The sequence below is a fragment of the Streptomyces sp. NPDC086147 genome (assembly GCF_040702165.1).
Lineage (GTDB): Bacteria > Actinomycetota > Actinomycetes > Streptomycetales > Streptomycetaceae > Streptomyces.
This window is the reverse complement of record NZ_JBFBJO010000008.1, coordinates 1-25870: the sequence shown is the minus strand read 5'-3', so window position 1 is coordinate 25870 and position 25870 is coordinate 1. Positions and strand designations below refer to the sequence as shown.

Sequence of the window (25870 nt, the reverse complement as noted above, 5' to 3'; positions counted from 1 at the left end):
CCGGTGCGGCCGGACCCTCCCACTGGTCGGGTCAGGCGTCCCCGGTGGCGGCGAGGGCGCGGACCGCGTCCGCGAAGGCCTCGCCGCGCTTGTTGTAGTTGGTGAACATGTCCATCGAGGCGCAGGCCGGGGCGAGCAGGACCGTGTCCCCCGGGCGGGCGAGCCGGGCCGCCTCGCGGACCGCCTCGGACATCGCCCCAGTGTCGGTCCGGTCGAGGTCGACCACCGGGACCTCCGGGGCGTGTCGCGCCAGGGCTTCGCGGATCAGGGCCCGGTCGGCGCCGATCAGGACGGCCCCGCGCAGCCGCTTCGCGGACTTCTGGACGAGCTCGTCGAAGGTCGCGCCCTTGGCGAGGCCGCCGGCGATCCAGACGATCGGGTCGTAGGCCGCCAAGGAGGCTTCCGCGGCGTGGGTGTTGGTGGCCTTGGAGTCGTCGACGTACGTGACTCCCCCGACCTCCTCGACCAGTTCGATGCGGTGCGGGTCGGGCCTGAAGGCCTTCAGGCCGTCCCGTACGGCCTTGGCGTCGACGCCGAAGGCGCGGGCCAGGGCGGCAGCGGCCAGGGCGTTGGCGATGTTGTGCGGGGCCGGGGGCTGCACGTCGGAGACCTCGGCGAGCTCCTGGGCGTTCTCCCGCCGGTTCTCGACGAAGGCCCGGTCGACGAGGAGGCCCTCGACGACGCCCAGTTCGGAGGGGCCGGGGGTGCCGAGGGTGAAGCCGATCGCCCGGCAGCCCTCCTCGACGTCGGCCTCGCGGACCAGGTCCTCGGTGGCCCCGTCGGCGACGTTGTAGACGCAGGCGACCTGGTTGCCCTCGTAGATCCGGCCCTTGTCGGCGGCGTACGCCTCCATGGAGCCGTGCCAGTCGAGGTGGTCGGGCGCCAGGTTGAGGACGGCGGCCGAGTGGGCGCGGACCGAGGGCGCCCAGTGGAGCTGGTAGCTGGAGAGCTCGACGGCGAGCACGTCGTACTCCTCCTCGCCGAGGACGGCGTCGAGGAGCGAGACGCCGATGTTACCGACGGCGGCGGTCCGCAGTCCGGCCGCCTCCAGGATCGAGGCGAGCATCCGCACGGTCGTGGTCTTGCCGTTGGTGCCGGTGACCGCGAGCCAGGGGGCGGCTCCGGGGCCCCGGAGCCGCCAGGCCAGTTCGACGTCGCCCCAGACCTCCACGCCCGCCTCGGCGGCGGCCGCGAAGAGGGGCTTGTCGGGCTGCCAGCCCGGGGTGGTGACGATCAGCTCGGTGCCGGACGGCAGGGTCGCCCCGTCGCCGAGGCGGACGGTGACGCCCTCGGCCTCCAGCGCGGCGGCCTGGGCCCGGGAGCGCTCGTCGTCGCCGTCGTTGACGACGGTCACGCGCGCGCCGAGCCCGTGCAGGACGCGGGCGGCCGGGATGCCGGAGACGCCGAGTCCCGCGACGGTGACCTTCTTGCCGTTCCAGTCGAGCCGCTCTGTCACTTGTCCGCTGCCCATCCCGCGTAGAAGAGGCCCAGGCCCACGATCACGCACATGCCCTGGATGATCCAGAACCGGACGACGACCAGGACCTCGGACCACCCCTTGAGTTCGAAGTGGTGCTGGAGGGGGGCCATCCGGAAGACGCGCTTGCCGGTCATCTTGAACGAGCCGACCTGGATGACCACGGACATCGTGATCAGCACGAACAGGCCGCCGAGCAGCGCGAGGAGGAGCTCCGTACGGGAGCAGATGGCGAGGCCGGCGAGGGCGCCGCCGAGGGCGAGCGAGCCGGTGTCGCCCATGAAGATCTTGGCGGGCGAGGTGTTCCACCACAGGAAGCCGAAGCAGGCTCCCATGAGGGCGGAGGCCACGACCGCGAGGTCGAGCGGGTCGCGGACCTCGAAGCAGGCGTTCGGGTTGGTGAGGGTCAGCGCGTTGGCACAGGACTCCTGGAACTGCCAGAGCCCGATGAAGGTGTACGCGCCGAAGACCATCACGGAGGCGCCGGTGGCCAGGCCGTCCAGACCGTCCGTCAGGTTCACGCCGTTGGACATGGCCAGGATCATGAAGAGCGCCCAGACCACGAAGAGCACCGGGCCGATAGTCCAGCCGAAGTCCGTGATGAAGGAGAGCTTCTCGGAGGCCGGGGTGAGTCCCCGCGAGTCGGAGAACTGGAGCGCGAGCACCGCGAAGGCGATGCCCACGATCAGCTGTCCGGCCATCTTCGCCTTGGCCCGCAGACCGAGCGACCGCTGCTTGACGATCTTGATGTAGTCGTCGAGGAAGCCGACCAGGCCCATGCCCGCCATCAGGAAGAGGACGAGCAGGCCGGAGTACGAGACGGGTTCACCGGTGATGACCTTGGCCAGCGCGTACGCGATGAGCGTGGCCAGGATGAAGGAGATGCCGCCCATGGTGGGCGTGCCCTTCTTCCCGGCGTGGCCGCGCGGGCCGTCGTCCCGGATGAACTGCCCGTACCCCTTGCGCGCGAGCAGCTTGATGAGCAGCGGGGTGCCGATCAGGGTCAGGAAGAGCCCGATGGCCCCCGCGAAGAGGATCTGCCTCATCGGCCGGTGACCTCGCCCTCGGTGTCGAGGAGAGCCAGGGCGACCTGTTCGAGACCGACCGACCTGGAAGCCTTCACAAGGACGACGTCCCCCGGGCGCAGCTCACTGCGCAACAGGTCGACCGCCGCCTGCGCGTCGGACACGTGCACCGACTCCTCACCCCACGAACCCTCGTTATATGCGCCCAGTCGCAGCCAGGACGCTTCCCTGTCCCCGACCGCCACGAGCTTGCTGACGTTGAGCCGGACGGCGAGCCGTCCGACCGCGTCGTGCTCGACGAGCGATGCGTCCCCGAGCTCGGCCATCTTGCCGAGCACCGCCCACGTACGGGCCCCTCGGGCCTGTGCGGCCCTGCCCATGGCCGCGAGCGCGCGCAGGGCGGCTCGCATGGACTCGGGATTCGCGTTGTAGGCGTCGTTGACGATCGTCACGCCGTCCGGACGCTCGGTGACCTCCATGCGCCAGCGCGACAGGGATCCGGCCTCGGAGAGCGCGGTGGCGATCTCTTCGACAGGCATGCCCAGCTCGTGCGCGACGGCGGCCGCGGCGAGCGCGTTCGACACGTGGTGCTCACCGTACAGGCGCAAGGTCACGTCGCTGCACCCGGTGGGTGTGTGAAGGCGGAAAGAGGGCCTCCCGGTCTCGGTGAGGTGGACGTTCTCGGCCCGTACGGCCGCTTCGTCCGCTTCTCCGAACAGGGTCACGCGGGCCTTGGTGCGGTCGGCCATCGCGCGGACGAGGGGGTCGTCGGCGTTGAGGACCGCCACGCCCCCCTCGGCCTCGGTGGGAAGCGACTCGACCATCTCGCCCTTCGCCAGGGCGATCTGCTCGCGGCCGCCGAACTCGCCGATGTGGGCGGAGCCCACGTTGAGGACGAGGCCGATGCGGGGCGGGGTGAGGGTGGTGAGGTAGCGGATGTGGCCGATGCCCCGGGCGCCCATCTCCAGGACCAGGTGCCGGGTCTCGTCGGTCGCGCGGAGCGCCGTGAGGGGCAGGCCGATCTCGTTGTTGAGCGATCCGGGCGTCCACACGGTGGGCGCGTGCCGTTCGAGGACCTGGGCGATCAGGTCCTTGGTGGAGGTCTTGCCCGCCGATCCGGTGAGGGCGACGACGTCGGTGCCGAGGCGTTCGACGACGGCGCGGGCGAGGGCCCCGAGGGCGGTCTGGACGTCGTCCACGACGATCGCGGGCACGCCGACGGGGCGGGCGGCGAGCACGGCCGTCGCACCCGCCTCCACGGCGCGCCGCGCGTAGTCGTGGCCGTCGACGCGCTCACCGGCGAAGGCGGCGAAGAGACTGCCGTCCCGTACCTCGCGGGAGTCGATGACGACGGGCCCGGTGATCCGGGCGGCCGGATCCGGTATGTCGTGCGCCTGCCCGCCGACGATTTCGGCGATCTCGGCGAGGGAGAGGGCGATCACTGCTTCATCCCTGACTGTTCTGGTGGCTGGCGTCGGCACTGCTGCTCGACGGGGAGGTCCGGGCCCTCTGTTCGAGGATCGCGGCGCGCAGGACCTCGCGGTCGTCGAAGGGGCGGACGGCCCCGGCGATCTCCTGGCCCTGCTCGTGGCCCTTGCCCGCGACCAGGACGGTGTCGCCCGGCCGGGCGCGGGCGACGGCCGCGGCGATCGCGGCGGCACGGTCGGCGAGGACGAGCACCTCGCCGCGCTCCTCCGCCGGGACCCCGGCGGCGCCGGTGAGCATGGCGGTGAGGATGGCGAGGGGGTCCTCGGAGCGGGGGTTGTCCGAGGTCAGGACGGCAGTGTCGGCGAGCCGGGCGGCGGCGGCACCCATCGGGCCGCGCTTGGTGGTGTCCCGGTCGCCGCCGCAGCCGATGACCACGTGGAGCCGGCCCTCGGTGACCTCGCGCAGGGAGCGCAGGACCGATTCGACGGCGTCCGTCTTGTGCGCGTAGTCGACGACCGCGAGGTACGGCTGCCCGGCCTCGACGCGCTCCAGGCGGCCGGGGACGCCGGGGACGGCGGCGACGCCCTCGGCGGCGGCCTTCGGGTCGAGGCCGGCGGCGGCGAGGACGGCGATCGCGGCGAGGGTGTTGGCGACGTTGAACGGGCCGGGCAGCGGGGCGGTGGCGGGGAACCGCTCGCCCCCGGGGCCGACCGCGGTGAACGTCGAGTCGTGGGAGCCCAGGACGAGGTCCTCGGCGCGCCAGTCGGCGTCGGCGCGGCCCTCGGCGGAGAAGGTGAGGACCGGGACGCCGGCCTCCTTCACGAGCCTGCGGCCGTACGCGTCGTCGAGGTTGACCACGCCCAGGCGGCTGCGCTCGGGCGTGAAGAGCCCGGCCTTGGCCCTGAAGTAGTCCTCCATGTCGGAGTGGAACTCCATGTGTTCCGGGCTGAGGTTGTTGAAGACGGCGACGTCGAAGACGCAGCCGTCGACCCGGCCGAGCACGAGGGCGTGGCTGGAGACCTCCATGGCGACGGCCTCGACGCCCCGTTCGCGCATGACGGCGAAGAGGGCCTGGAGGTCGGTGGCCTCGGGGGTGGTGCGCTCGGACTTGATGCGCTCGTCGCCGATCCGCATCTCGACGGTGCCGACGAGCCCGGTCCGCCGGCCGGCGCCGCGCAGTCCGCCCTCCACCAGGTAGGCGGTGGTGGTCTTGCCGGAGGTGCCGGTGATGCCGATCTTCAGCAGGTCGGTGCCGGGCCGTCCGTAGATCTCGGCGGCGAGTTCGCCCATCCGGCCGCGCGGGTCGTCGACGACCAGGACCGGCAGGCCGGTGGCGGCGGCGCGTTCGGCGCCCGCCGGGTCGGTGAGGACCGCGGCGGCGCCGAGTCCGGCGGCCTGGGCGACGAAGTCGGCGCCGTGGGCGCGGGCGCCGGGCAGGGCGGCGTACACGTCGCCGGGGCGCACGGCCCGGGAGTCGTGGGTGATGCCCGAGATCTCGGCGTCGGCCGGGGTGTCGGTCCCCAGGTGCGCGGCCAGGTCGCCCAGGGGTGTCGGGCGGGTCCGCTCCGGCCGTGGCGGGGTGGTTCGGTACTGATCAGCGTGTGGCACGGCGGTGAGCGTACCGGGCCCACCCTGTGGGGGGCCAAAAGAGCCCGGGGCCTCGCCGGAGTTCGATTTCCGGTTCCCGGAATGGGGGGTGATCGTTGTCACTGGTGCTCCCGGAGTGTCACGGGGTGGGGTCGAAGACGACCGGCAGTCGGGCGGGGTCGCTGCCCGTGGGGGCGATGTGGAGGGTCTTGAGGGCGAACTCCATGACCTTCTTGTAGATGGGTCCGCAGATCTGGCCGCCGAAGTAGCTGCCCTTGGTGGGGTTCTGGATGGCGCAGTAGACGGTGACCCGCGGCTGGTCGGCGGGGGCGAAGCCGGCGAAGGAGGCGGTGTAGCCCTTGTAGCGGCCGAGTTCGGGGTCGACGCGGTTGGCGGTACCGGTCTTGCCGGCGACGCGGTAGCCGGGGATCGCGGCGCGGGTGCCGGTGCCCTCCTCGTCGTCGACGACGGACTCCATCATGGTGGCGAGGGTCCTGGCGGTCTTCTCGCTGACGACCCGCGACTCCTCGGGCCGGGGGGCCGGGGTGAAGCGTCCGTCGGGGCCCTTGGTGCCGCGCACGAGGGTGGGGGCGACCCGTACGCCTCCGTTGGCGACGGTCGAGTACACGGAGGCGGCCTGCATGGCGTTGACGGAGAGGCCCTGACCGAAGGGGATCGTGTACTGCTGCGAGGTGGACCAGTCCTTGGGCTTGGCCAGGATGCCGGGGGTCTCGCCGGGATAGCCGAGGCCGGTGGGGCTGCCGATGCCGAACCTGCGCAGGTAGGAGTGGAGCACCTCGTTGGACTCGGCCTGGGTGGCGCCGAGCCGGCCGGTGGCGAGGATGGTGCCGATGTTGCTGGACTTGGCGAGGACGCCGTTGAGGGTCAGGTACCAGGTCGGGTGGTCGATGTCGTCCTTGAAGAGCCGGTCGCCGCGGTGGAGCCGGTTGGGGACGGTGACGTGGGTGTCGGGGGCGGCCTTGCCCTCCTCCAGGACGGCGGCCATGGACATGACCTTGCTGGTGGAGCCGGGCTCGTAGGCGTCCTGGAGGGCGGCGTTGCCCATGGCGGCGGCGTTGGCGGCGGAGAGGTCGTTGGGGTCGAAGCCGGGGGCGTTGGCCATGGCGAGGACCTCTCCGGTGCGGGTGTCCTGCACGACGACGTAGCCGCGGTCGGCCTTGGACTTCCGCACCTGCTCGGTGATGGCCTGCTGGGCGGCCCACTGGATGTCCCGGTCGATGGTCAGCTCGATGCCGGCACCGGGGACGGCGGGGGTGCCCCGGGATCCGGCGGTGGGCACCTGGCGGCCGCCGGACTGGGTGAAGCGGATCTTGCCGTCCTTGCCGGCGAGCTGCGGGTCGAGCATGGACTCCAGACCGCCGGCGCCCCGGCCCTCGGCGTTCACGTAGCCCAGTATCCCGGCGGCGAGCTCGCCGTTCGGGTAGACGCGCTTGGTGCTGGGCTCGCTGAGGACGCCGCCGAGGAGGTTGACGCCGTTGCCGCCGGCGGAGGGCTGGGACTTCTGCGCGTAGAGCTTCTTGAGGTCCTTGATCTGGTTCCACACCTGCGGGGTCTGCTTGCGGGCGAGGAGGGTGTAGCGGGACTTGGGGGTGCGGAGCTTCTTGGCGAGCTCGGCGGGCTGCTTGCCGAGGATCGGGGCGAGCAGGGCGGCCGCCTGCTCGGGGGCGTCGGCGGCCTTGCTCTCCTCCGGGGTGAAGAGCTTGGGGTCGGCGGTGATGTCGTACGCGTCGACGCTGGCGGCGAGCGCGATGCCGTTGCGGTCGGTGATCTCGCCGCGCTCGGCGGAGAGCGTGTACTCCTGGAAGCGGTACTTGTCGGCCTTGGCCGCGTACGCGTCGGCGTCGACGGCCTGGACCTGGAGCAGCCGCACGACGAAGACCAGCATGACGAGGGTCAGGCCGAGGGAGATCAGGCGCAGCCGGGGCCGGGGGTTGCCGAGCCGGATGGTGCGGGGCCGGCGGGCCGGGGGCCGGGGCGCGCTCCGCCCGGCGGCGGGGCGCGGCGCGGGGCGGGGCGGCCGGGTGCCGCCGGAGCCGGAGGCCGCGGCGGGCCGGGGGCGGGCGGGCCGTGCGGGGCCGGGGACGCGACGGCGCGTGGGCTCCTTGGGGGGCACTGCTCGGTCACCTGCCGGAGGTCGTGGGAGCGGTCGCGGGCGAGGTGCGCGCGGTCGGGGCCGGGCCGGAGCCGGCGGGGGCGCCGGCCGTCGCGCCCGGGCCCGCCGGCGGCTTCGGGGAGGCGGGCGGGTCCGCCGTGGGCGTCGGGGAGGGGGCGGTGGAGGGCCTGCCGAGCACCTTGCCGTCCGGGCCGAGGAAGGCGGGGCTGCCGCCCGGGACCATGCCGAGTTCGCGGGCCCGCCGCTCCAGGGCGTCGGGGGCCGCGTAGGCGTCCACGTCCCGCTGGAGCGCCTGCTCCTCGTCGGTGAGCTCGGTGGTCCGGTTCTTCAGCTCGTTCAGCTGGAACGAGCCCTGGTTGAGCGCCGAGTTCAGCAGGAGCAGGCTGATCAGGCCGCCGCCGAGCAGCACGACGACGAGCAGGACGAAGGGGGTGCGGGCGGCCGTGCTCGGCCCCGACGGCATGAGCCGTCCGAGCCGCGCGGCCCGCCCTTTGAGGGGCCCCTTCGCCGTGCTCACAGGACGTCTTCCCGGATGCGCTCGACGCCCCGCAGCCGGGCCGGGGCGGCGCGCCGGTTCTCGGCGACCTCCTCCTCGGTGGGCAGCTCGGCGCCGCGGGTGAGCAGCTTGAGGCGGGGCTGGTACTTCTCGGGGACGACCGGCAGGCCGGGCGGGGCGGTGGTGGCCGCGCCGGCCGCGAAGACCTGCTTGACGATCCGGTCCTCCAGGGACTGGTACGACAGGACGGCGACCCGGCCGCCGACGGCGAGGGCCCTCACGGCCGCCGGGATAGCCCTCTCGACGCTGTCGAGCTCGTGGTTGACCTCGATGCGCAGGGCCTGGAAGGTGCGCTTGGCCGGGTTGCCGCCGGTGCGCTTGGCGGCCTGGGGCAGGGCGTCGCGGATGAGCTCGACGAGCCGGGCGCTGGTGGTGAAGGGCTCCTTGTCGCGCTCGCGCACGATCGCGGAGACGATCCGCTTGGCCTGCTTCTCCTCGCCGTACGCGCGCAGGATCCGGACCAGTTCGCCAGGCGGGTAGGTGTTGAGGACCTCCGCCGCGCCGATGCCGGTCGACTGGTCCATGCGCATGTCGAGCGGGGCGTCCTGGGCGTAGGCGAAGCCGCGGTCGGCCTCGTCGAGCTGCATGGAGGAGACGCCCAGGTCGAAGAGGACGCCGTCCACCTTCGGGACGCCGAGCCGGTCGAGGACCTCGGGCAGCTCGTCGTAGACCGCGTGGACGAGGGTGGCCCGCTCGCCGTAGGGGGCGAGCCGCTCGCCGGAGAGCCGCAGGGCCTCCTTGTCGCGGTCGAGGGCGACGAGCCGCACCTCGGGGAACCGCTTCAGCAGGGCCTCGCTGTGGCCGCCGAGCCCCAGGGTGCAGTCGACGACGACCGCGCCGGGGCGCTCCAGGGCGGGGGCCAACATGTCCAGGCACCGCTGGAGCATCACCGGGACGTGTCGGTCGTTGCTCAATGCGCCCTCTCAATTCGGGCACGGGGGAACGTACCGCCGGGTCCCCGCCCGCTCGCTGGGGAGAAGCGGTCGTCCGGCGCCGGAAGGGCGCGTCGGCCGACCGGCGAGCGGGAGGAGGCCGAGCCGTGGGTACCGCCGCGCACACGGGGGAGAAACCGCGGAAATCGCTCGTTGTCTCCGTGAACTTCGCGTCACTTTAGTCCACCGGACCCGCCGGTCAATCAACCCGCTGGCGCGTCGCACGGCCCCGGCGGTTCCGCCGGACATTCCGGGCGGCTCACTCGTTCGGGGCGCGGCCCTCCCTCCTGTGGGTCAACTCACAGAGAGGCCCGTTGACGCTCCCCGCCCCCTCCCGGGGTGACGAGCGCGGACCAGCGCCGCCGACCGGGTTTAACGGTCGAAACTCCGGCATTTCCTCCGTACTTGCCGGCAGCCGAGTGACACGACCCGGCCACGCCAACAAGAATGCCCGGGTGGACACCTCACGAAGATCCCACCGGGGGCGGGTGTCCGTGTGTTTCGGAAGGCCGAGGAGGGCCGGGTGACGACCTATGACGATCGAGCGAGCCTCACTGATCTGACCGCCACTGTGGAGCGCGTCCGCAGGTCGGTGGAGAGTGTGATCGAGGGCAAGCCCGAGGTCGTACGGCTTTCGCTGACCGTGCTGCTCGCCGAGGGACACCTCCTGATCGAGGACGTCCCCGGCGTCGGCAAGACCATGCTGGCCAAGACCCTGGCCCGGTCCATCGACTGCTCGGTGCGCCGCATCCAGTTCACCCCCGACCTGCTGCCCTCGGACGTCACGGGCGTGTCGATCTTCGACCAGCAGCGCCGGGAGTTCGAGTTCAAGCCGGGCGCGATCTTCGCCCAGATCGTGATCGGCGACGAGATCAACCGCGCCTCGCCGAAGACCCAGTCCGCGCTCCTGGAGTCCATGGAGGAGCGGCAGGTCACCATCGACGGGCAGACGTACGAGCTGCCCAGCCCGTTCATGGTGGTCGCCACCCAGAACCCGGTCGAGATGGAGGGCACCTACCCGCTGCCCGAGGCCCAGCGGGACCGCTTCATGGCCCGGGTCTCCATCGGCTACCCGAGCGCCGAGGCCGAGTTCCAGATGCTCGACGTGCACGGCGCGGTCAACCCGCTGGACGACCTCCAGCCGGTGGCGCACGCCCACGACGTCCTGAAGCTGATCGAGGCGGTGCGCGCGGTGCACGTCGCCGACGCCGTGCGCCGGTACGCGGTCGACCTGGTCGCCGCCACCCGCACCCACCCCGACCTGCGGCTCGGCGCCTCCCCCCGGGCCACGCTCCACCTGCTGCGGGCCGCGCGGGCCTCCGCCGCGCTCAGCGGCCGCGAGTACGTGCTGCCCGACGACCTCCAGGCCCTCGCCGCGCCCGTCCTCGCCCACCGGCTGCTGCCGACGGCGCAGGCCCAGCTCAACCGCCGCACCGCCGAGCAGGTCGTCCAGGACATCCTGCAGCGCACCCCCGTCCCGGCCTCGGCCCCGCCCGCCGGGCCGCTCTACGGCCAGCAGCAGCCCGGCGCCCGGCGGCTGTGATGACGAGCGCCGCCGTGCCGGACGGGCAGCGGGGCGACGACGACCGGGGCGGCCTGCGGGCCGCCCTGAGCGGCCTCACCACCCGCGGCCGGTCCTTCCTCGCCGCCGGGGTGGCCGCCGCCGTCTGCGCGTACGTCCTCGGCCAGGCCGACCTGCTGCGCGTCGGGCTGCTGCTCGCCGCCCTGCCGCTGGTCTGCGTCCTCGTGCTGCACCGGACCCGCTACCGGGTCGCGACCTCGCGCCTGCTCGTCCCCCAGCGGGTGGAGACGGGCACCGAGGCCCGGGTCCAGCTGCGGATGGAGAACGTGTCCAAGCTGCCCACCGGGCTGCTCATGCTCCAGGACCACGTGCCGTACATGCTGGGGTCCCGGCCCCGCTTCGTCCTCGACCGGGTCGAGGCGGGCGGGCGGCGCGAGGTGTCCTACCGGGTCCGCTCGGACCTGCGCGGCCGCTTCCCGCTCGGGCCGCTCCAGCTGCGGCTGAGCGACCCCTTCGGGATGTGCGAGCTGACCCGCTCCTTCAGCGCGTACGACACCCTCACCGTCGTGCCCAGGACCGAGGCCCTGCCGCCGGTCGGGTTCTTCGGCGAGGCCGCCGGGCGCGGCGAGGGGCGCCAGCGCACCCTCGCCCTCGCCGGCGACGACGACGTCATCCCGCGCGCCTACCGCCACGGCGACGACCTGCGCCGGGTGCACTGGCGCTCCACCGCCCGCTACGGCGAGCTGATGGTCCGCCGCGAGGAGCAGCCGCAGCGGGCCCGCTGCACCGTCCTCCTCGACACCCGCGAGGTCGCCTACCGGGGCGCGGGCCCGGACTCCGCCTTCGAGTGGGCGGTCTCCGGCACCGCCTCCGCGCTCGTCCACATGCTGGAGCGCGGCTACACGGTCCGGCTGCTCACCGACACCGGCAGCGCCGTCCCCGGCGAGGGCGCCGAGGGCTTCGGCGGCCCGGTGCAGGACCCGGCCGACTCGGCCGGTCTGATGATGGACGCCCTCGCGGTCGTCGACCACTCCGAGGGGGCGGGCCTCTCGCGCGCCTCCGAGGTGCTGCGGGCCGGCGGCGACGGACTGCTCGTCGCCTTCCTCGGCGACCTCGACGAGGAGCAGGCCGCGCTCGTCGCCCGGATGCGGGGCCGGAGCGGCGCGGCCGTCGCCTTCGTCCTGGACTCCGGCGCCTGGCTGACCGGCAGTTCGGTCTCCGGGGCGGTCGAGGGCCGGGTGCGGCAGTTGCGCGAGGCGGGCTGGACGGCGCTCGCCGTGCCGCCCGGGGCGCGGCTCGCCGACCTGTGGCAGCGGGCGTCCGCCGCGGAGGCCGCCGCCGACACCACCTACGGAGGATGGGCATGAGCGGGCGCGCACGGCTGACGCTGGCCTCCTGGGCCGCCACCCTGATGGCGGCCGGGGCCCTGCTCCCGCTGGTCAAGCCGGCGACCTGGATCTTCACGGCGGCCTTCGTGCTGGCCCTGGTGAGCGGGGCGGGCACGCTGGCGCGGCGGGTGCCGCTCGCCGCGCCGCTGACCCTCCTCGCCCAGACGGTGGTCGCGCTGCTCGCGCTGACCGCGGTCTTCGCCCGCGGGCAGGCGGTCCTCTGGTTCCTGCCCGGCCCGCAGGCCGTCACGCACACCGTCGAGCTGTTCCGGGCGGGCGCCGAGGACGTGAGCCGGTACGCGGCCCCCGCGCCGGACACCGAGGGCATCCGGCTCATGCTGGTCTGCGGCGTGGTCGTCATCGGGCTCATGGTGGACGCCCTCGCGGTCACCTTCCGCAAGGCGGCCCCGGCCGGTCTGCCGCTGCTCGCCCTGTACTCGGTGGCGGCCGGCCTCTCCGGCGGCGGCGCGGGCCGGCTCTGGTTCCTCCTGGCGGCCACCGGCTATCTGCTGCTGCTCCTCGCCGAGGGCAGGGACCGGCTCTCCCAGTGGGGGCGGGTCTTCGGCGGCGCCCAGCGCACCGGCCGGCCCGGCACCGCCGTCGGCAGCGGCGGCCAGACCTTCGCGCCGGTCCGCACCGGGCGCCGGATCGGGGCCGTGGCCATGGGGGTCGCGCTGGTGGTGCCGCTCGCGCTGCCCGGTCTGAACGGCGGACTCCTCGGAGTCGGCGGCGGGGGCGAGGGGTCCGGGGGCTCCGGCACGGGCGGCACGATCTCCACCGTGAACCCGCTGGTCTCCCTCCAGGACGACCTGCGCCAGCAGGAGGACCGCGAGGTCCTGCGCTACCGGACCAACGCCCGCGACACCAGCGGCATGTACCTGCGGCTCGTCGCGCTCGACCAGTTCGACGGCCTCTCCTGGAAGTCCTCGGTCCGCCCGATCGTGGACGTGCCGGAGCGGCTGCCGTGGCCGGACGGGCTCGCCCAGGGCGTCCGGGTCACCGAGGTGACCGGCAACTTCGTCGCCTCGGAGAACTACGAGCAGAAGTGGCTGCCGATGCCGTACCCGGCCTCCCGGGTCGACGTCGAGGGGCGCTGGCGGTACGAGCCGGCCGGCCGGATGCTGGTCGGCGACGACAAGCAGACCACCCGGGGCGCCCGCTACCAGGTGGCCAGCCTGGACGTGCAGCCGACGGCGGAGCAGCTGGCCGCCGCCGGGCCCGCCCCGGAGGAACTGCGCCGCGAGTACACCAAGGTGCCCGTGTCGCTGCCGGCGGACGTGCGGGAGACGGCCCGGAAGGTCACCGCGGGCGCGGACGACGACTACCGGCGGGCCCTGAAGCTCCAGGACTGGTTCGCCCGGGACGGCGGCTTCCGCTACGACGTGGACGTGAACTCCGGCACCGGGGTGCAGGCGATCTCCCGCTTCCTGAAGGACAAGCAGGGCTTCTGCGTCCACTTCTCCTTCTCGATGGCGGCGATGGCCCGCTCGCTCGGCATCCCGGCCCGGGTGGCCGTGGGCTTCATGCCGGGCACGCCGCAGAGCGACGGATCGGTGTCGGTCGGCATCCGGGACGCGCACGCGTGGCCCGAGCTGTACTTCGAGGGGGCGGGCTGGACGCGGTTCGAACCGACCCCGCAGCGGGGCTCCACCCCCTCCTACGCCCGGGAGACCGTCCCTTCGGGCTCGGCCACCGGGCCCGCGCAGCCGCAGCAGAGCGCCTCGGCGCAGCCGTCCGCCGCGCCGAGCGCCTCGGAGAGCTGCACGCCGCAGATGCGCAGGCTCGGCGACTGCGGCCAGGAGACGGCGGCGGCCGGGGCGGCCCCGGACGACTCCGGCGCCGATCCGCTGGCGACGACCCTGGTCGTCCTGGGTGTGGCCGTGGTCCTGGTCCTGCCGCTGCTTCCGCTGTTCTGGCGGAACCGGGCCCGCGCCCGGCGGCTCGGGCCGGCCGGGACGCGGGAGCCGGAGGAGACGTCCGGGCCGTCCGGGCCGGTGCCCGCGGACGGACGGCCCGGACGGGCCTCGGCGCGGGGCGCCGGGGGGACGGCGGCGCGGACGCTCGCGGTCTGGCGGGAGATCAACGACACGGCCTGGGACTACGGGGTCGAGCCGGACGAGTCGCAGACGCCCCGGGGGACGGCGGCGCGGATCGTGCGCCTGGGCGAGCTGCGGGGCGAGTCCGCCGAAGCGGTGCACCGGGTGGCGCGGGCGGTGGAGGAGGTGCTGTACGCGCCCCGGTCGCAGCCGGTCGCGAACCTGGCCGAGGAGGCCGGGCGGGTCCGGGCGGGCTTCCACGCGGGCGCGGACCGTCGCACCCGCCTCCGCGCCCTGCTCGCCCCCCGCTCGGCGGTCCGCGTCCGCTGGGCGGCCTCGGCCCGCTGGGCGACGGCGACGGCCCGCTGGTCGGACCGCCGCCACGCCCTGGCGACCCGCTTCCGGCGGGCGCCGCACGGGGCGGGCTGAGAGAGCCGGGATACGGCGGAGGGGCGGGATCCGGAAGGATCCCGCCCCTCTTGCGACGGCGCTCCGCCGTGGTCCTGCTGCCGGACCCGGCCGCCGTGTCCTCCCACCGCCGTCCCGTGACCCACGGCCCCGCGCAGCGACGAGCCCCGCAGGGCCGCTGCGCTCGGGTGCGCGGCTCTGCGGGGCTCGGTCGCTGAAGGGGGCGGGGCTTCCGCTCAGGGGGCCGTCAGTGGCCGCCGCCCTGCTCGTCGCGGCGGCGCTGCCACCGCTCTTCGATCCGGTTCATCATGGGGCGTCGCTGCCGGGTCTGACGGCCGCCGGCCGCCGTTCCACCCGAAGCCTGCTGCTCACCCGGCTTCGGCGCCTTGCGCCATCCGGTGACCGCCAGGACCGCGCAGCCCAGCATGACGAGGAATCCCACCACGCTGATCCAGATCTGCTGTGCGACCATTCCGGCCATGAGGAGCGCGATACCCACCAGGAAGCCGGCGACTGCCTGGTAAACCCGTCGCCGGGTGTACGTACGCAGTCCGCTTCCCTCGAGCGCTGTCGCGAACTTGGGATCTTCGGCGTACAGCGCTCGCTCCATCTGCTCGAGCATTCGCTGCTCGTGCTCCGAGAGCGGCACGGAGTCCTCCTAGTCGTCGGCCGCGGGGGCGACCGGTTTGCGGCCCTTTCAGGATAGGCAGGGAATCGCCCCCGTGAAACCCGCCCACAATGCCGAATAGCCAATCCGGGCCGCCATGCGGATCGGTTGCTGAGGCGTTGATTCCCCGGGGCCCCGTCCGTCATGCCGGATGGTGTCCCCCGATCATACGGGGCCGGGGCCCGGACCGGGCGTGCTGTGGCGTACTCCATGGAGCGCCGCGGCCCGAACCGCCGAACGGGTGGCCTCCCGGATCAGGCCCGCTTCTCCCCGAGGACGTGCAGCTGGGTGGCGACGGCGTGGAACGAGGGCAGCTCCGCGGCGGCCGCCTCGAGGCGGAGGAGGGCCTCGGCCGCGCCCGGCTCGGTGTCGACGAGGACGCCGGGGACGAGGTCGGCGAAGACCCGGACGCCGTGCACGGCGCCGACCTCCAGACCGGCCCCGTCGGCCAGCTCGGCGAGCTGCTCGGCGGTGAAGCGCCGGGGCACGGGATCGCCCGCGCCCCAGCGGCCCGCCGGATCGGTGAGCGCGTGCCGGGCCTCGGTGAAGTGCCCGGCGAGGGCACGGGCCAGGACGGCGCCGCCGACCCCGGCGGCGAGCAGGCTGAGGCTGCCGCCGGGCCGGAGCGCGGCGACCGCGTTGCGCACGCCCTCGGCGGGGTCGTCGACGTACTCCAGGACGCCGTGGCAGAGGACGGCGTCGTACCCCTCGCGCCCGACCACGTCGAAGAGGCCCCGGACGTCGCCCTGGACGCCGGTGACGAGGTCGGCGACGCCGGCCTCGGCGGCCCGGCGCTCCAGCGCGAAGAGCGCGTTGGGGCTGGGGTCGACGACGGTGACCCGGTGGCCGAGGCGGGCCGCCGGGACCGCGAAGTTCCCGGAGCCGCCGCCCGTGTCGAGGACGTCGAGGGCGTGCTTCCCGGTGGCCTCGACCCGGCGGTCGAGGGCGTCCTTGAGGACGTCCCAGACGACGGCGGTGCGCAGGGAGGCGCGCGACGGGCGTGAGGTCGCCTCTCGACCGAAGGCGGGGGAAGGGTCCGGCACGGCTGTTGACTCCTCGGTGACGGGTACGGACCTCCCCACCCTATGGCCTCGCTCCCGCCTTTCGGATCACCCTCCCGCGTCGTCGTCCCCGGGGGCGCGGGGCGACACCGGCCGGAGGGCGAGCAGCCGCTCGACCAGGCGCGAGAAGTACTCGGCGTCCCTGAGGAGGTCGTCGGCCTCCCTCGGGGTGGCGGCACTGGTGATGCCCGCCTCCGCGCGGGCCCTGCGGGGCGCTCCGGCGGCGAAGTGGGCGCTCCACTCGGCGAGCTCGGGCGCCAGCTCGGCGAGGAGCTCCCAGGCGGTCCGTATGCGCTCCTTGCGGCGGGGTACGGGGTCGGGGGTGCCCCGGGCGGCGAGCACGGCCGCGGCGGCGCGCAGGGCGGCGAGGTGCGCGGTGGCGTACCGCTCGTGGGGGCGGTCGAGGGCGGCGGCCTCGGCGAGTCCGGCGCGGGACTTGGCGAGGAGGTCGAGGGCGGCGGGAGGGGCGGCGGTGCGGCGGGAGACGGGGTGGATGTCGGACGCGGGTCCGGAGTGCGCGGGGACGGGGTGGCGCCTGGGTGCGGCTGCTGCGGATGGACGTGCCATGACGAAGCCTCCTGTCGTCGCGTGACGGCGCTGTGGCCGTATGTGTCCATCGTGCCCACTCCCACTGACAATCACGCTGACCTGCGGTTTTGCGAAGGCTCCGATACGGGGGTAGTTTTTGAACTGACTAGTCAGTTCAAAAATGGGGAATGGGGGTGGGTCCGTGGACGCGGAAGCCGGTGAACGGCCGCACGGCGCCGCCGTCGTCGCGGACGGCTTCGGGCTGAAGGGGCCGCGGGGCTGGGCCTTCCGGAAGGTCTCCTTCCGGGCGGAGCCGGGCGCGCTGGTGGCGATCGAGGGGCCGTCGGGCTCGGGGCGCACCTGTCTGCTCCTCGCGCTCACCGGCCGGATGAGGGCCAAGGAGGGGCACGCCGAGGTCGGCGGCCTCCCGCTGCCCCGGAAGATGGCGGCGGTGCGCCGGATCAGCGCGCTGGGCCAGGTCCCGGGCGTCAACGAGCTCGACCCCGCCTTCACGGTCGCCGAGCACCTGCGCGAGCGGGCGCTGCTCCAGCGCCGCTTCGACGGCTCCGTACGGGCGCTGCTGCGGCGCCCCGGCACGCGGGCGGCGGAGGCGCGGGCCCGGATCGCGGAGGCCGTGGCGGCCGCGGGGCTCGACCTCGACGCCCTGCCGAAGGGCGAGCGGACCTCCGTGCGGGACCTGGAGCGGCCCGAGGCGCTGCGGCTCTCGATCGCCCTCGCCCTGATCGGGCGCCCCCGGCTGCTCGCCGTGGACGACACGGACATGAAGCTCTCGGACGCGGACCGGGCCGGGGTCTGGGCGCTCCTGCGCTCCCTGGCCGCCGCCGGGACGACCGTCCTCGCCGTCTGCAGCGAGGCCCCGGAGGACGCGCTGCGGATCACCACGATCGCTCCGGAGGAGCCCGTGGAGGAGCCCGTGGAGGCGTCCGGAGAGGAGTCCGCGGAGCCGCCGGAGGCCCCGGAGGCCCCCGGGACGCCGGAGGAACCCGCCGGGGAGGGGGCTGCAGGGGAGAAGGCCGACGCCACCGGCACGAAGACCACCGACGCGAAGACCGTCGACACGAAGAAGGCCCGCCCGAAGACCACCGGAGCGGACGCCGCCGGCACCGACACGGGCGCCGCCGCGTCCACGACCGAGGAGGGGGCGGACGATGCGCTCGCCGAAACTGGCCGCTCTTGAGCTGAGGCGCTTCGGCAGGGGCAAGCTGCCGCGCGCCGCACTCGTCGCGGTCCTGCTGCTGCCGCTGCTGTACGGCGCCCTGTACCTGTACTCGTTCTGGGACCCGTACGGCAGGCTCGACAGGATCCCCGTCGCCCTCGTCAACGAGGACCGGGGCGCCACCGCCGACGGCAAGGAGATCAACGCGGGCGACGACATCACGAAGGGGCTCCTGGAGAGCGAGACCTTCGCGTGGCACCGGGTGAGCGACGAGGAGGCGCGCAAGGGCGTCGAGGACGGGACGTACTACCTGTCCCTGACCATGCCCGGCGACTTCAGCACGCGCATCGCCTCCAGCTCCGGCGACTCCCCCGAGACCGGCGCGCTGCGCGTGCGGACGAACGACGCGAACAACTACATCGTCGGGCAGATCTCCCGGACGGTCTTCGCCGAGGTGCGCACCGCGGCCTCCACCAAGTCCTCGCGCGGCTTCCTCGACAAGATCTTCATCTCCTTCTCCGACATCCACGACGCCACCGAGAAGGCCGCCAAGGGCGCGGCCGACCTCAAGCAGGGCGTCGACAAGGCCAAGAAGGGCTCCAAGAGCCTGGCGGACGGCCTCGGGGACGCCAAGGCGGGCAGCGGCGACCTGGCCGAGGGCCTGAAGAAGCTCGACAAGGGCGCCAAGGAGCTGGAGACCGGCTCCCGCAAGGTCGCGGACGGCACGCAGACGCTCGCCGACAGGGTGAACGGCACCGCCGACAAGGTCCGCCCCTACCTGGCGAACAACGGCAAGTCGATCCGGGACACCGCCCGGCTCGTCTCCGACTCGGCCACCGCCGTCCAGCACAACCTCGACATCCTGGTGAAGCGGGGCCCCCAGGTCCGCACCGCCGCGCACAAGGCCGACGCCGAGTTGACCGCCCTGCACCGCGAGGAGTGCGTGGAGGCCCCGGCGCCCGACGCCCGCGCGTGCAAGGTCCTCCAGCGGGCCGCGGTCACCGCCGGCGACGTCGCCGTCATCGCGGACGACGTGCACGAGCTGACCGAGGACAGCAACGGCGACCTGAAGACGCTGAACGCGCGCCTGGTCACGCTCAAGAAGCAGGCCGACGAGCTGGCGGCCCGCGCCCCGCACCTCGACGAGGAGGTCGAGAACGCCATCCGGAAGATCAACGAGCTGAACGCGGGCGCCAAGAAGGTCGCGGCGGGCGCGGAGAAGCTGCACACCGGCATCAGCGGGGCGAAGACCGGCTCGGTCGACCTCGACACCGGCGTCGGCAAGCTCAAGAAGGGCGCGGGCGACCTGGACGGCGGCCTGTTCAAGCTGGCCGACGGCTCCGGCGAGCTGGCCGGCGGGCTGCGCGACGGGGTCGGACAGATCCCGGACTACGACCAGCAGGCCCGCGACAAGCGCACGGAGGTCATGGCCGACCCGGTGCGGCTGGCCTCCCAGTCGATGCACAAGGCGCCGAACTACGGCACGGGCTTCGCCCCGTACTTCATCCCGCTCTCCCTCTGGGTCGGCGCGATGGTCGCGTACATGGTCATCCAGCCGATGAACCGGCGCGCGCTCGCCGCGGGCGGCTCCGCCTGGCGGATCGCGCTCGCGGGCTGGCTCCCGGTGGCGGCGATCGGCCTCCTCCAGGTCGCGGCCCTGATGTCGGTGCTGCACTGGGGCCTCGGCCTCCAGATGGCGCGGGCCGCCGGCACGGTCGGCTTCCTCGCCCTGGTCACCTGCTGCTTCACGGCGATCATCCAGTGGTTCAACGCCCGCTTCGGCGCGGCGGGCCGGATCCTGGTGCTCGCGGCCCTGATGCTCCAGCTCACCTCGGCGGGCGGCACCTACCCCGTGCAGACCAGCCCCCCCTTCTTCAACGCGATCCACCCCTTCCTGCCCATGACGTACGTGGTCGAGTCGCTGCGCCGGCTGATCACGGGCGGCGGGCTCGAACCCGTCTGGCAGTCCTGCGCGGTCCTGACGGCGTTCACCCTGGGCGCCCTGGCCCTGACCGCCGTCTCGGCCCGCAGGCGGCAGGTCTGGACGCTGGACCGGCTCCACCCCGAACTGACCCTGTGAGACGGGGCCGGTACCACCCGTGACACCTGTGAGAATCGACCCCATGGACAGCAGCAGCACCAGACGCCAGGCCACGCGCGCGAAGCTCTACGAGGCGGCCGTCACGCTCATCGCGGAGCAGGGCTTCTCCGCGACGACGGTGGACGAGATCGCCGAGCGGGCCGGCGTGGCCAAGGGCACGGTCTACTACAACTTCAAGAGCAAGACCGAGCTCTTCGAGGAGCTGCTGCGGCACGGGGTGTCGCTGCTCGCCGCCTCCCTGCGCACGGCGGCCGAGGAGACCGCCGGGCGCGGCGGGAGCCGGGTCGACGCGCTGGACGCGATGATCCGGGCGGGCCTCGTCTTCATCGACCGCTACCCGGCCTTCACCCAGCTGTACGTGGCCGAGCTCTGGCGCACCAACCGGGCCTGGAACTCCACGCTCCTGGTGGTCCGCCAGGAGGCGGTCGCGGTGGTGGAGGGGGTGCTGCGCGAGGGGGTCGAGGGCGGGGAGCTGAACGAGGAGATCGACGTCCAGCTCACGGCGGCGGCGCTCGTCGGCATGGTGCTCGTGGCGGCGCTCGACTGGCAGGCCTTCCAGAGCGAGCGCTCCCTCGACGACGTCCACGCGGCCCTCTCCCGGCTCCTGCACGGCCGGGTGGGCGGCCGGTAGGCCCTGTCCGCCCCTTCACGCGCACGCGTACGCACGAAGAAGCCGGTGCGGTGAGGCTCGATCCCCCCGAGCCTCGCCGCACCGGCTTCCCGCCGCACCCCCGTACCGGAAGGCCGCACCCCCGTGCCCCCGTGCCTCCCGTACCGGCAGGCGCGCGGCCCCGTTCCGCCGCCCCGTGACGGCGGTACCGGAGCCGCGCCCCTTCCGTGGACTCCACTCTCTCCTCCGGACCCCGCCGGCCCCATCCGCGCGCCTACTCATCTCGGCCCCTGGGTACGGATACTCAGTCCTGGTTACGATCGCGGGCGTGTCCGTACTCCCCCTGGTGTTCACCAGCGGCTGGGCGAGCGGGATCAACGCGTACGCGGTGGTCCTGCTGCTCGGCCTCTTCGGCGCGACCGGGCTGACCGACGAGGTGCCCGCGTCCCTCCAGCGCACCGACGTCCTCGTCGTCGCGGGCGTGCTGTTCCTGTGCGAGGCGGTGGCGGACAAGGTCCCGTACGTCGACTCGATGTGGGACTCCGTCCACACCGTGGTCCGGCCGGTCGCGGGGGCCGTCGTCGGCGCCCTGCTCGCCGGGCAGGACGGCTCGCTGCCGGAGCTGGCGGCGGCCGCGGTCGGCGGTTCGACGGCCCTCCTCAGCCACGTCGTCAAGGCGGGGACGAGGATGGCGGTCAACACCTCGCCGGAGCCGTTCACGAACGTCGGGGTGAGCCTGGCGGAGGACCTCGGGGTGGCGGCGGTAGTCACCTTCGCGATCTTCCACCCGGTGGCGGCGGCGGTCGTCGCGGGCGTCCTGCTCCTGCTCGGCCTGGTCATGGTGGTCTTCCTCGCCCGGCGGATCCGGCGCTTCCTGCGCCGCAGGTCCCGGCGCCGGGAGGAGAGGCGGCTCGCCGCCGCCGGGACCCGCCCCCGGGCCCCGGGCCCGCCCGACGACGGGCCGCGGCGCTTCTGACCTCTCCCCTCCGGGGCCGTCGGAGGGGCCGGATAGGCTCGCCGACATGGCACGGATTGTGGTGATCGGCGCGGGACTCGGCGCCATGGCGGCGGCGGCCCGGCTGGCCGTGGCGGGCCACCGGGTGACGGTGTACGAGCAGGGCGCGACGTACGGCGGCGCGGTGGGCCGGTTCGCACGCGACGGCTTCGCCTTCGACACGGGCCCGGGGCTGCTGCACCTGCCCGCCGTCTACCGGGACCTGTTCGTGAAGACGGGCAGGGAGCCCCTGGAGGAGTGCGTCGCGCTGACGCAGGTCGACCCGGCGGGCCGTCACGTCTTCGCCGACGGCACGCGTGTGGACCTGCCGAACGCCTCCCGGGCCGGCACGGTCGCCGCCCTGGACGCGGCGCTCGGCGCGGGCGCGGGCGAGCGCTGGGGCGACTTCCTGACGCGGGCCCGCGAGGCCTGGGACCGCACCCGCCGCCCGCTCCTGGAGGAGCCGCAGCCCGTCGACCCGGCGCCGCTCGCCCGCGAGCCCTACCCGGCCCCCAAGGCGGGCCTGCTGCGCCGCCCCACGAGGACGCTCGCCCGGGTCGGGGCGCGGGAGCTGCGCGATCCCCGGCTCGCCGCCCTGCTCGACGCGTACGCGTGGTCCTACGGCTTCGACCCGGCCGACGCCCCGGCCTCGGCCGCCGTCCTGCCGTACATGGAGCAGACCTTCGGCAGCTGGTACGTGGCCGGGGGCCTGCGGGCGCTCGCCGACGCGGTGTACGAGCGGTGCCGTGAGCGGCGGGTGGAGTTCGTCTTCGGCGCGCCGGTGGTGGACGTCCTGGAGAAGGACGGCCGGGCGGTCGGCGTCCGGCTGGACGGGGGCGAGGAGGTCGCGGCCGACCACGTGGTCTCCGGGGCGCCGGTGCCGGCGCTCTACCGCGACCAGGTCGTGGAGTGGGAGCGCGGCGAGGACCGGCCCCGCCACCAGGTGCTCGGCACCGGCCGGGTGACGGCCTGTCTGGCCCTGCGCGGCGCGCGGGAGGCGGACGCGGTCCACCGCACGGTGGTGCACGCGGAGGGCGGCCGTCCGACGGTGACCGTGCTGCGGCCGGACGACCCGGCGCTGCGGCCGGACGCGGACCACGAGTCGGTGACGGTCACGGCGACCGTCCGCACGACTCCGGGGCAGGAGTGGGAGGCGTTCGCCGACCGGATGGTCGAGGCCGCCGGGCGGGCGGTGCCGGGCCTTCGGGAACGGCTGCTGTGGCGGCACGTCCGCACCCCGGAGGACGTGCGGCGCGACACCGGGGCCGCCGAGGTGCCCGGGCCCGCGCTCGCCGGGGCGGGCGGGCGGCTGCTCCCGGCCGGCAACCGCTCGCCGCTGCCGGGCCTGTACTTCGCGGGCGGCTGGTCGCACCCGGGCGGCGGGCTCGCCCACGCGGGCATGTCGGGCGCGCTGGTGGCGGGGCTGATCGTGGAGGGCGCGGACTTCCGCGGCTCGCAGTGACCCGCCGCGGCCCGCGGCGGAACCTCGCGCCGCGCGGGGCTCAGTAGCGGTACTGCTGCCGGTCGTCCTGGTGCGGCTCGTGGCCGTACGGCCCCGGGGCCTGCTGGTGCGGGTCCGGCTCGTTGTCGCGCTGCTGCGGGACCCAGACCCCGCCGGGCGGGGTGTCGTAGGTGTACGAGGGGGCGTAGGGGTCGCCGTAGTACGAGCCGTACTGCTGGGCGTCCGTGCCCGGGCCGATGTACGGGTCGGAGTAGGCGGCGTACTGCTGCTGCCCGGCGGCCCCGTAGTCGTACCCCTGCTGGTGGACGGGCTGCTCGTACCCCTGGTGGTCGTGCCCCTGCTGCTCGTACCCCTGGCCGTATCCCTGCTCGTATCCCGCCGCGTAGGGGGCGTAGGCCGCCGGGTCGTATCCGGCGTCGGCGGCGGGGGCGGTGTCGCGGCCGGTGTCGTAGACCCCGTACCGGCCGGTGTCGTCGGGCATCGGCAGCGGCTCGTAGACCGCCGTGACGTCGTCGGCCGCCTCCGGGTGCCGCTCGGGGGCGTGGTGACCGGCGCCCGGCTCGTCGTACGAGAGGTCGGTGACCTCCAGGGTGGGGCCGGCCCGGTCCGGCGCGCCGGCCTTGCGGCGGCGGCTCGCGCCCGGGCTGCCGCCGATCGCCCAGCCGGTGGAGAAACCGCGGCGGAAGGAGAGCGTCACATAGGTCTGGCCGACGGCGAAGGCGAGCGCACCGGCGACGATCACCGGGACCGAGGGCAGCAGGACGCCCAGGACCACGAAGAGGAAGCCGCAGAAGGCGAGCACGCGCCAGCGCAGCCGCGCCTTGTACTGGAGGAGCACCTCCCCGAGCAGCCACAGCGCGACCACGCCGAACGCGATGTAGAGGACCGTCCACCCCATGCCCCGCCGCCCCTCTCCGCGGTCACCGCCGCGGAGAGGGGCGGGTACGACCGGTCACGACTGCTGGTGCAGTCCGAGATTCTCGTAGATCTCCAGTGTCGCGGTGGAGCTGTTGAGCGTGATGAAGTGCAGCCCGGGGACGCCCTCGGACAGCAGACGCGCGCAGAACTCCGTCGCGAACTCGATACCGATGGAGCGTACAGCGGCGGGATCGTCCTTGACGGCGAGGATGCGGTCTTTCACGCGCGCCGGGAAGGCGGCGTTGCTCAACTGGGGCAGCCGGTCGAGGGTCTTCACGTTCACGACGGGCATGACCTCGGGGATGATCGGGGTCTCGCAGCCCGCCTTGACCGCGCTGTCACGGAGCCGCAGGTAGTTCTCCGGGTCGAAGAACATCTGGGTGATGGCGTAGTCGGCCCCGGCGCGGCACTTGTCCACGAAGTGCCGGATGTCCGTGTCCCAGTCGGTGGAGCGGGGGTGCATCTCGGGGAAGGCGGCGACGCCGACGCAGAAGTCGCCGGACTCCTTGATCAGCCGGACCAGGTCGGCGGCGTACCGGACCCCCTCCGGGTGCTCGATCCAGTCGCCCAGCGGGTCGCCCGGCGGGTCGCCCCGGAGGGCGAGCATGTTGCGGATGCCGGCGTCGGCGTACTGGCCGAGGATGTTGCGCAGTTCGGCGACGGACTGGCCGACGGCCGTCAGGTGCGCGACGGGGGTGAGCGTGCTGTCGGAGGCGATCTTCTGGGTGGCCTTGACGGTGCCGCCCCGGGTGGTGCCGCCGGCGCCGTAGGTCACGGAGACGAAGCTGGGCCCGACCGCCTCGACCCGGCGCATGGCCTTCCAGAGGGACTGCTCGCCCTTCTCGGTCCGGGGCGCGTAGAACTCGAAGGAGTACGACGTGCCGCCGGAGGCGAGGATGTCGCGGACCGTGCGGGCGCGGTCCGAGCGGACGGAAGCGGTACCAAGGGCCATACCGGCAGGTTAGACGGGGTGCGCGGGCTGTGGGCGGGTTGTCCGATCGGTGGACACTTTTTCGGACACATTCCGGCCGGATCGGTCCGGCCGGACCGGGCGCGCCCCGGTTCTCACGCCCCCGGCGCGTCCCACTCCCCGGCGCGTCTCACTCCCCCGCGCGCTCCCGGACCCGCTTGGCGAGGGCGGCGGTCGCGGCGGCCGGGTCGTCGGCCTCGGTGATCGCCCGGACGACGACGATCCGGCGCGCGCCCGCGTCCAGGACCTCGTCGAGGTTGGTCTCGTCGATGCCGCCGATGGCGAACCAGGGGCGGTCCTGGGCCAGGCCGGCCGCGTACCGCACGAGGCCGAGCCCCGGCGCGTACCGTCCGGGCTTGGTGGGGGTGGGCCAGCAGGGCCCGGTGCAGAAGTAGTCCACGCCCGGCTCGGCGGCGGCCGCGGCCACCTCGGCCTCGGCGTGGCAGGAGCGGCCGATCAGCACGTCGTCGCCGAGGATCGCACGGGCGGCGGGAACGGGCAGGTCGCCCTGCCCGAGGTGGAGGACGTCGGAGCCGACGGCGTGGGCGACGTCGGCCCGGTCGTTCACGGCGAGGAGCCTGCCGTGGCGGCGGGCGGCCTCGGCGAAGACGGCGAGGTGCTCCAGCTCCTCGGCGGCCTCCATGCCCTTGTCGCGGAGCTGCACGACGTCCACGCCGGAGGAGAGCACGGCGTCGAGGAAGGCGGGCAGGTCGCCCTGGCGCTTCCGGGCGTCGGTGCAGAGGTAGAGCCGGGCGTCGGCGAGGCGCTCGCGAGGCGTGGGCATGGGTGGGTTCCCCCCGTCGGTGTCGCCGGTGTCGCGGCGGCCGGTCCCCGGCCCCGGTCGGCGTCCCTCACGGGACACGGACCGGGGCTTCGCCCTCGTTTCGGT

At 74.1% G+C, this 25870-nt stretch carries 21 protein-coding genes; 8 read left to right on the top strand and 13 right to left on the bottom strand.

Going from position 1 to position 25870, the window contains the following annotated elements; translation table 11 throughout:
• Window positions 1-31 precede the first annotated feature (31 nt).
• The 7 genes from murD to rsmH all read right to left on the bottom strand — a co-directional run bounded on the left by murD (window position 32) and on the right by rsmH (window position 9121).
• The gene (gene murD, locus AB0398_RS18995) at window positions 32-1471 is read right to left on the bottom strand and encodes a UDP-N-acetylmuramoyl-L-alanine--D-glutamate ligase (RefSeq protein ID WP_366376487.1); all 1440 of its coding nucleotides are present in this window, start codon (window positions 1469-1471) and stop codon (window positions 32-34) included.
• Window positions 1453-2523 (bottom strand): phospho-N-acetylmuramoyl-pentapeptide-transferase, encoded by a 1071-nt coding sequence (gene mraY / locus AB0398_RS18990; RefSeq protein ID WP_121832102.1) that lies wholly within the window; start codon window positions 2521-2523, stop codon window positions 1453-1455. Before mraY ends, murD begins: the two co-directional genes overlap by 19 nt.
• A complete protein-coding gene (murF, locus tag AB0398_RS18985; protein ID WP_366376484.1) occupies window positions 2520-3944 on the bottom strand; it encodes a UDP-N-acetylmuramoyl-tripeptide--D-alanyl-D-alanine ligase in 1425 nt (474 codons plus the stop codon). Before murF ends, mraY begins: the two co-directional genes overlap by 4 nt.
• Before the next feature lie 4 nt (window positions 3945-3948).
• Window positions 3949-5538, bottom strand: coding sequence for a UDP-N-acetylmuramoyl-L-alanyl-D-glutamate--2,6-diaminopimelate ligase (locus AB0398_RS18980; RefSeq protein WP_366376482.1), 1590 nt, complete (start codon window positions 5536-5538; stop codon window positions 3949-3951).
• Window positions 5539-5656: 118 nt separating this feature from the next.
• Window positions 5657-7651 (bottom strand): penicillin-binding protein 2, encoded by a 1995-nt coding sequence (locus tag AB0398_RS18975; protein WP_366376480.1) that lies wholly within the window; start codon window positions 7649-7651, stop codon window positions 5657-5659.
• A gap of 7 nt (window positions 7652-7658) precedes the next feature.
• Window positions 7659-8168 (bottom strand): cell division protein FtsL, encoded by a 510-nt coding sequence (locus tag AB0398_RS18970; protein WP_366376478.1) that lies wholly within the window; start codon window positions 8166-8168, stop codon window positions 7659-7661.
• Complete coding sequence (gene rsmH, locus AB0398_RS18965) at window positions 8165-9121, bottom strand: 16S rRNA (cytosine(1402)-N(4))-methyltransferase RsmH (protein WP_366376476.1); 957 nt, start codon at window positions 9119-9121, stop codon at window positions 8165-8167. Before rsmH ends, AB0398_RS18970 begins: the two co-directional genes overlap by 4 nt.
• A gap of 541 nt (window positions 9122-9662) precedes the next feature.
• Here rsmH and AB0398_RS18960 point away from each other — a divergent pair.
• Genes AB0398_RS18960 through AB0398_RS18950 form a run of 3 tightly spaced genes read left to right on the top strand, consistent with a single transcriptional unit; the run spans window position 9663 to window position 14514 of the window.
• Complete coding sequence (locus AB0398_RS18960) at window positions 9663-10682, top strand: MoxR family ATPase (protein ID WP_366376474.1); 1020 nt, start codon at window positions 9663-9665, stop codon at window positions 10680-10682.
• Window positions 10682-12028 (top strand): DUF58 domain-containing protein, encoded by a 1347-nt coding sequence (locus tag AB0398_RS18955; RefSeq protein WP_366376472.1) that lies wholly within the window; start codon window positions 10682-10684, stop codon window positions 12026-12028. The genes AB0398_RS18960 and AB0398_RS18955 overlap by 1 nt, the downstream gene beginning before the upstream one ends.
• A complete protein-coding gene (locus tag AB0398_RS18950; protein WP_366376470.1) occupies window positions 12025-14514 on the top strand; it encodes a DUF3488 and transglutaminase-like domain-containing protein in 2490 nt (829 codons plus the stop codon). Before AB0398_RS18955 ends, AB0398_RS18950 begins: the two co-directional genes overlap by 4 nt.
• A gap of 226 nt (window positions 14515-14740) precedes the next feature.
• Here AB0398_RS18950 and AB0398_RS18945 read toward each other — a convergent pair whose 3' ends face one another.
• From AB0398_RS18945 to AB0398_RS18935, 3 genes are all read right to left on the bottom strand, one after another.
• On the bottom strand, window positions 14741-15142 hold the full coding sequence (locus AB0398_RS18945; RefSeq protein WP_366376469.1) for a DUF3040 domain-containing protein: 402 nt from the start codon (window positions 15140-15142) through the stop codon (window positions 14741-14743).
• A gap of 272 nt (window positions 15143-15414) precedes the next feature.
• Complete coding sequence (locus AB0398_RS18940; protein ID WP_366376467.1) at window positions 15415-16203, bottom strand: methyltransferase; 789 nt, start codon at window positions 16201-16203, stop codon at window positions 15415-15417.
• 66 nt (window positions 16204-16269) lie between these two features.
• Window positions 16270-16788 (bottom strand): SAV_6107 family HEPN domain-containing protein, encoded by a 519-nt coding sequence (locus AB0398_RS18935; protein ID WP_366376465.1) that lies wholly within the window; start codon window positions 16786-16788, stop codon window positions 16270-16272.
• Window positions 16789-16951: 163 nt separating this feature from the next.
• Between AB0398_RS18935 and AB0398_RS18930 the strand changes: the two genes are divergently transcribed.
• The 5 genes from AB0398_RS18930 (at window position 16952) to AB0398_RS18910 (ending at window position 23093) form a co-directional block, all read left to right on the top strand.
• Window positions 16952-17947, top strand: a complete 996-nt coding sequence (locus AB0398_RS18930; RefSeq protein WP_366376463.1) for an ATP-binding cassette domain-containing protein — start codon at window positions 16952-16954, stop codon at window positions 17945-17947.
• On the top strand, window positions 17919-20006 hold the full coding sequence (locus AB0398_RS18925) for a YhgE/Pip domain-containing protein (RefSeq protein ID WP_366376461.1): 2088 nt from the start codon (window positions 17919-17921) through the stop codon (window positions 20004-20006). The genes AB0398_RS18930 and AB0398_RS18925 overlap by 29 nt, the downstream gene beginning before the upstream one ends.
• Before the next feature lie 43 nt (window positions 20007-20049).
• Window positions 20050-20658: a TetR/AcrR family transcriptional regulator gene (locus tag AB0398_RS18920; RefSeq protein WP_366376460.1), complete on the top strand. Its 609-nt coding sequence runs from the start codon at window positions 20050-20052 to the stop codon at window positions 20656-20658.
• A gap of 307 nt (window positions 20659-20965) precedes the next feature.
• Window positions 20966-21613 (top strand): DUF4126 domain-containing protein, encoded by a 648-nt coding sequence (locus AB0398_RS18915; RefSeq protein WP_366376458.1) that lies wholly within the window; start codon window positions 20966-20968, stop codon window positions 21611-21613.
• A 46-nt stretch (window positions 21614-21659) separates the two neighbouring features.
• The gene (locus tag AB0398_RS18910; protein ID WP_366376456.1) at window positions 21660-23093 is read left to right on the top strand and encodes an NAD(P)/FAD-dependent oxidoreductase; all 1434 of its coding nucleotides are present in this window, start codon (window positions 21660-21662) and stop codon (window positions 23091-23093) included.
• 40 nt (window positions 23094-23133) lie between these two features.
• On the opposite strand, the gene AB0398_RS18905 is transcribed toward AB0398_RS18910, so the two are convergent.
• The 3 genes from AB0398_RS18905 to thiE form a co-directional block, all read right to left on the bottom strand.
• Window positions 23134-23991 (bottom strand): hypothetical protein, encoded by an 858-nt coding sequence (locus AB0398_RS18905; RefSeq protein WP_366376454.1) that lies wholly within the window; start codon window positions 23989-23991, stop codon window positions 23134-23136.
• A gap of 54 nt (window positions 23992-24045) precedes the next feature.
• The gene (gene metF / locus AB0398_RS18900) at window positions 24046-24963 is read right to left on the bottom strand and encodes a methylenetetrahydrofolate reductase [NAD(P)H] (protein WP_366376452.1); all 918 of its coding nucleotides are present in this window, start codon (window positions 24961-24963) and stop codon (window positions 24046-24048) included.
• A 148-nt stretch (window positions 24964-25111) separates the two neighbouring features.
• Entirely contained in the window at window positions 25112-25765 is a 654-nt protein-coding gene (gene thiE / locus AB0398_RS18895) for a thiamine phosphate synthase (protein ID WP_366376450.1), read from the bottom strand.
• Window positions 25766-25870: the final 105 nt, after the last annotated feature.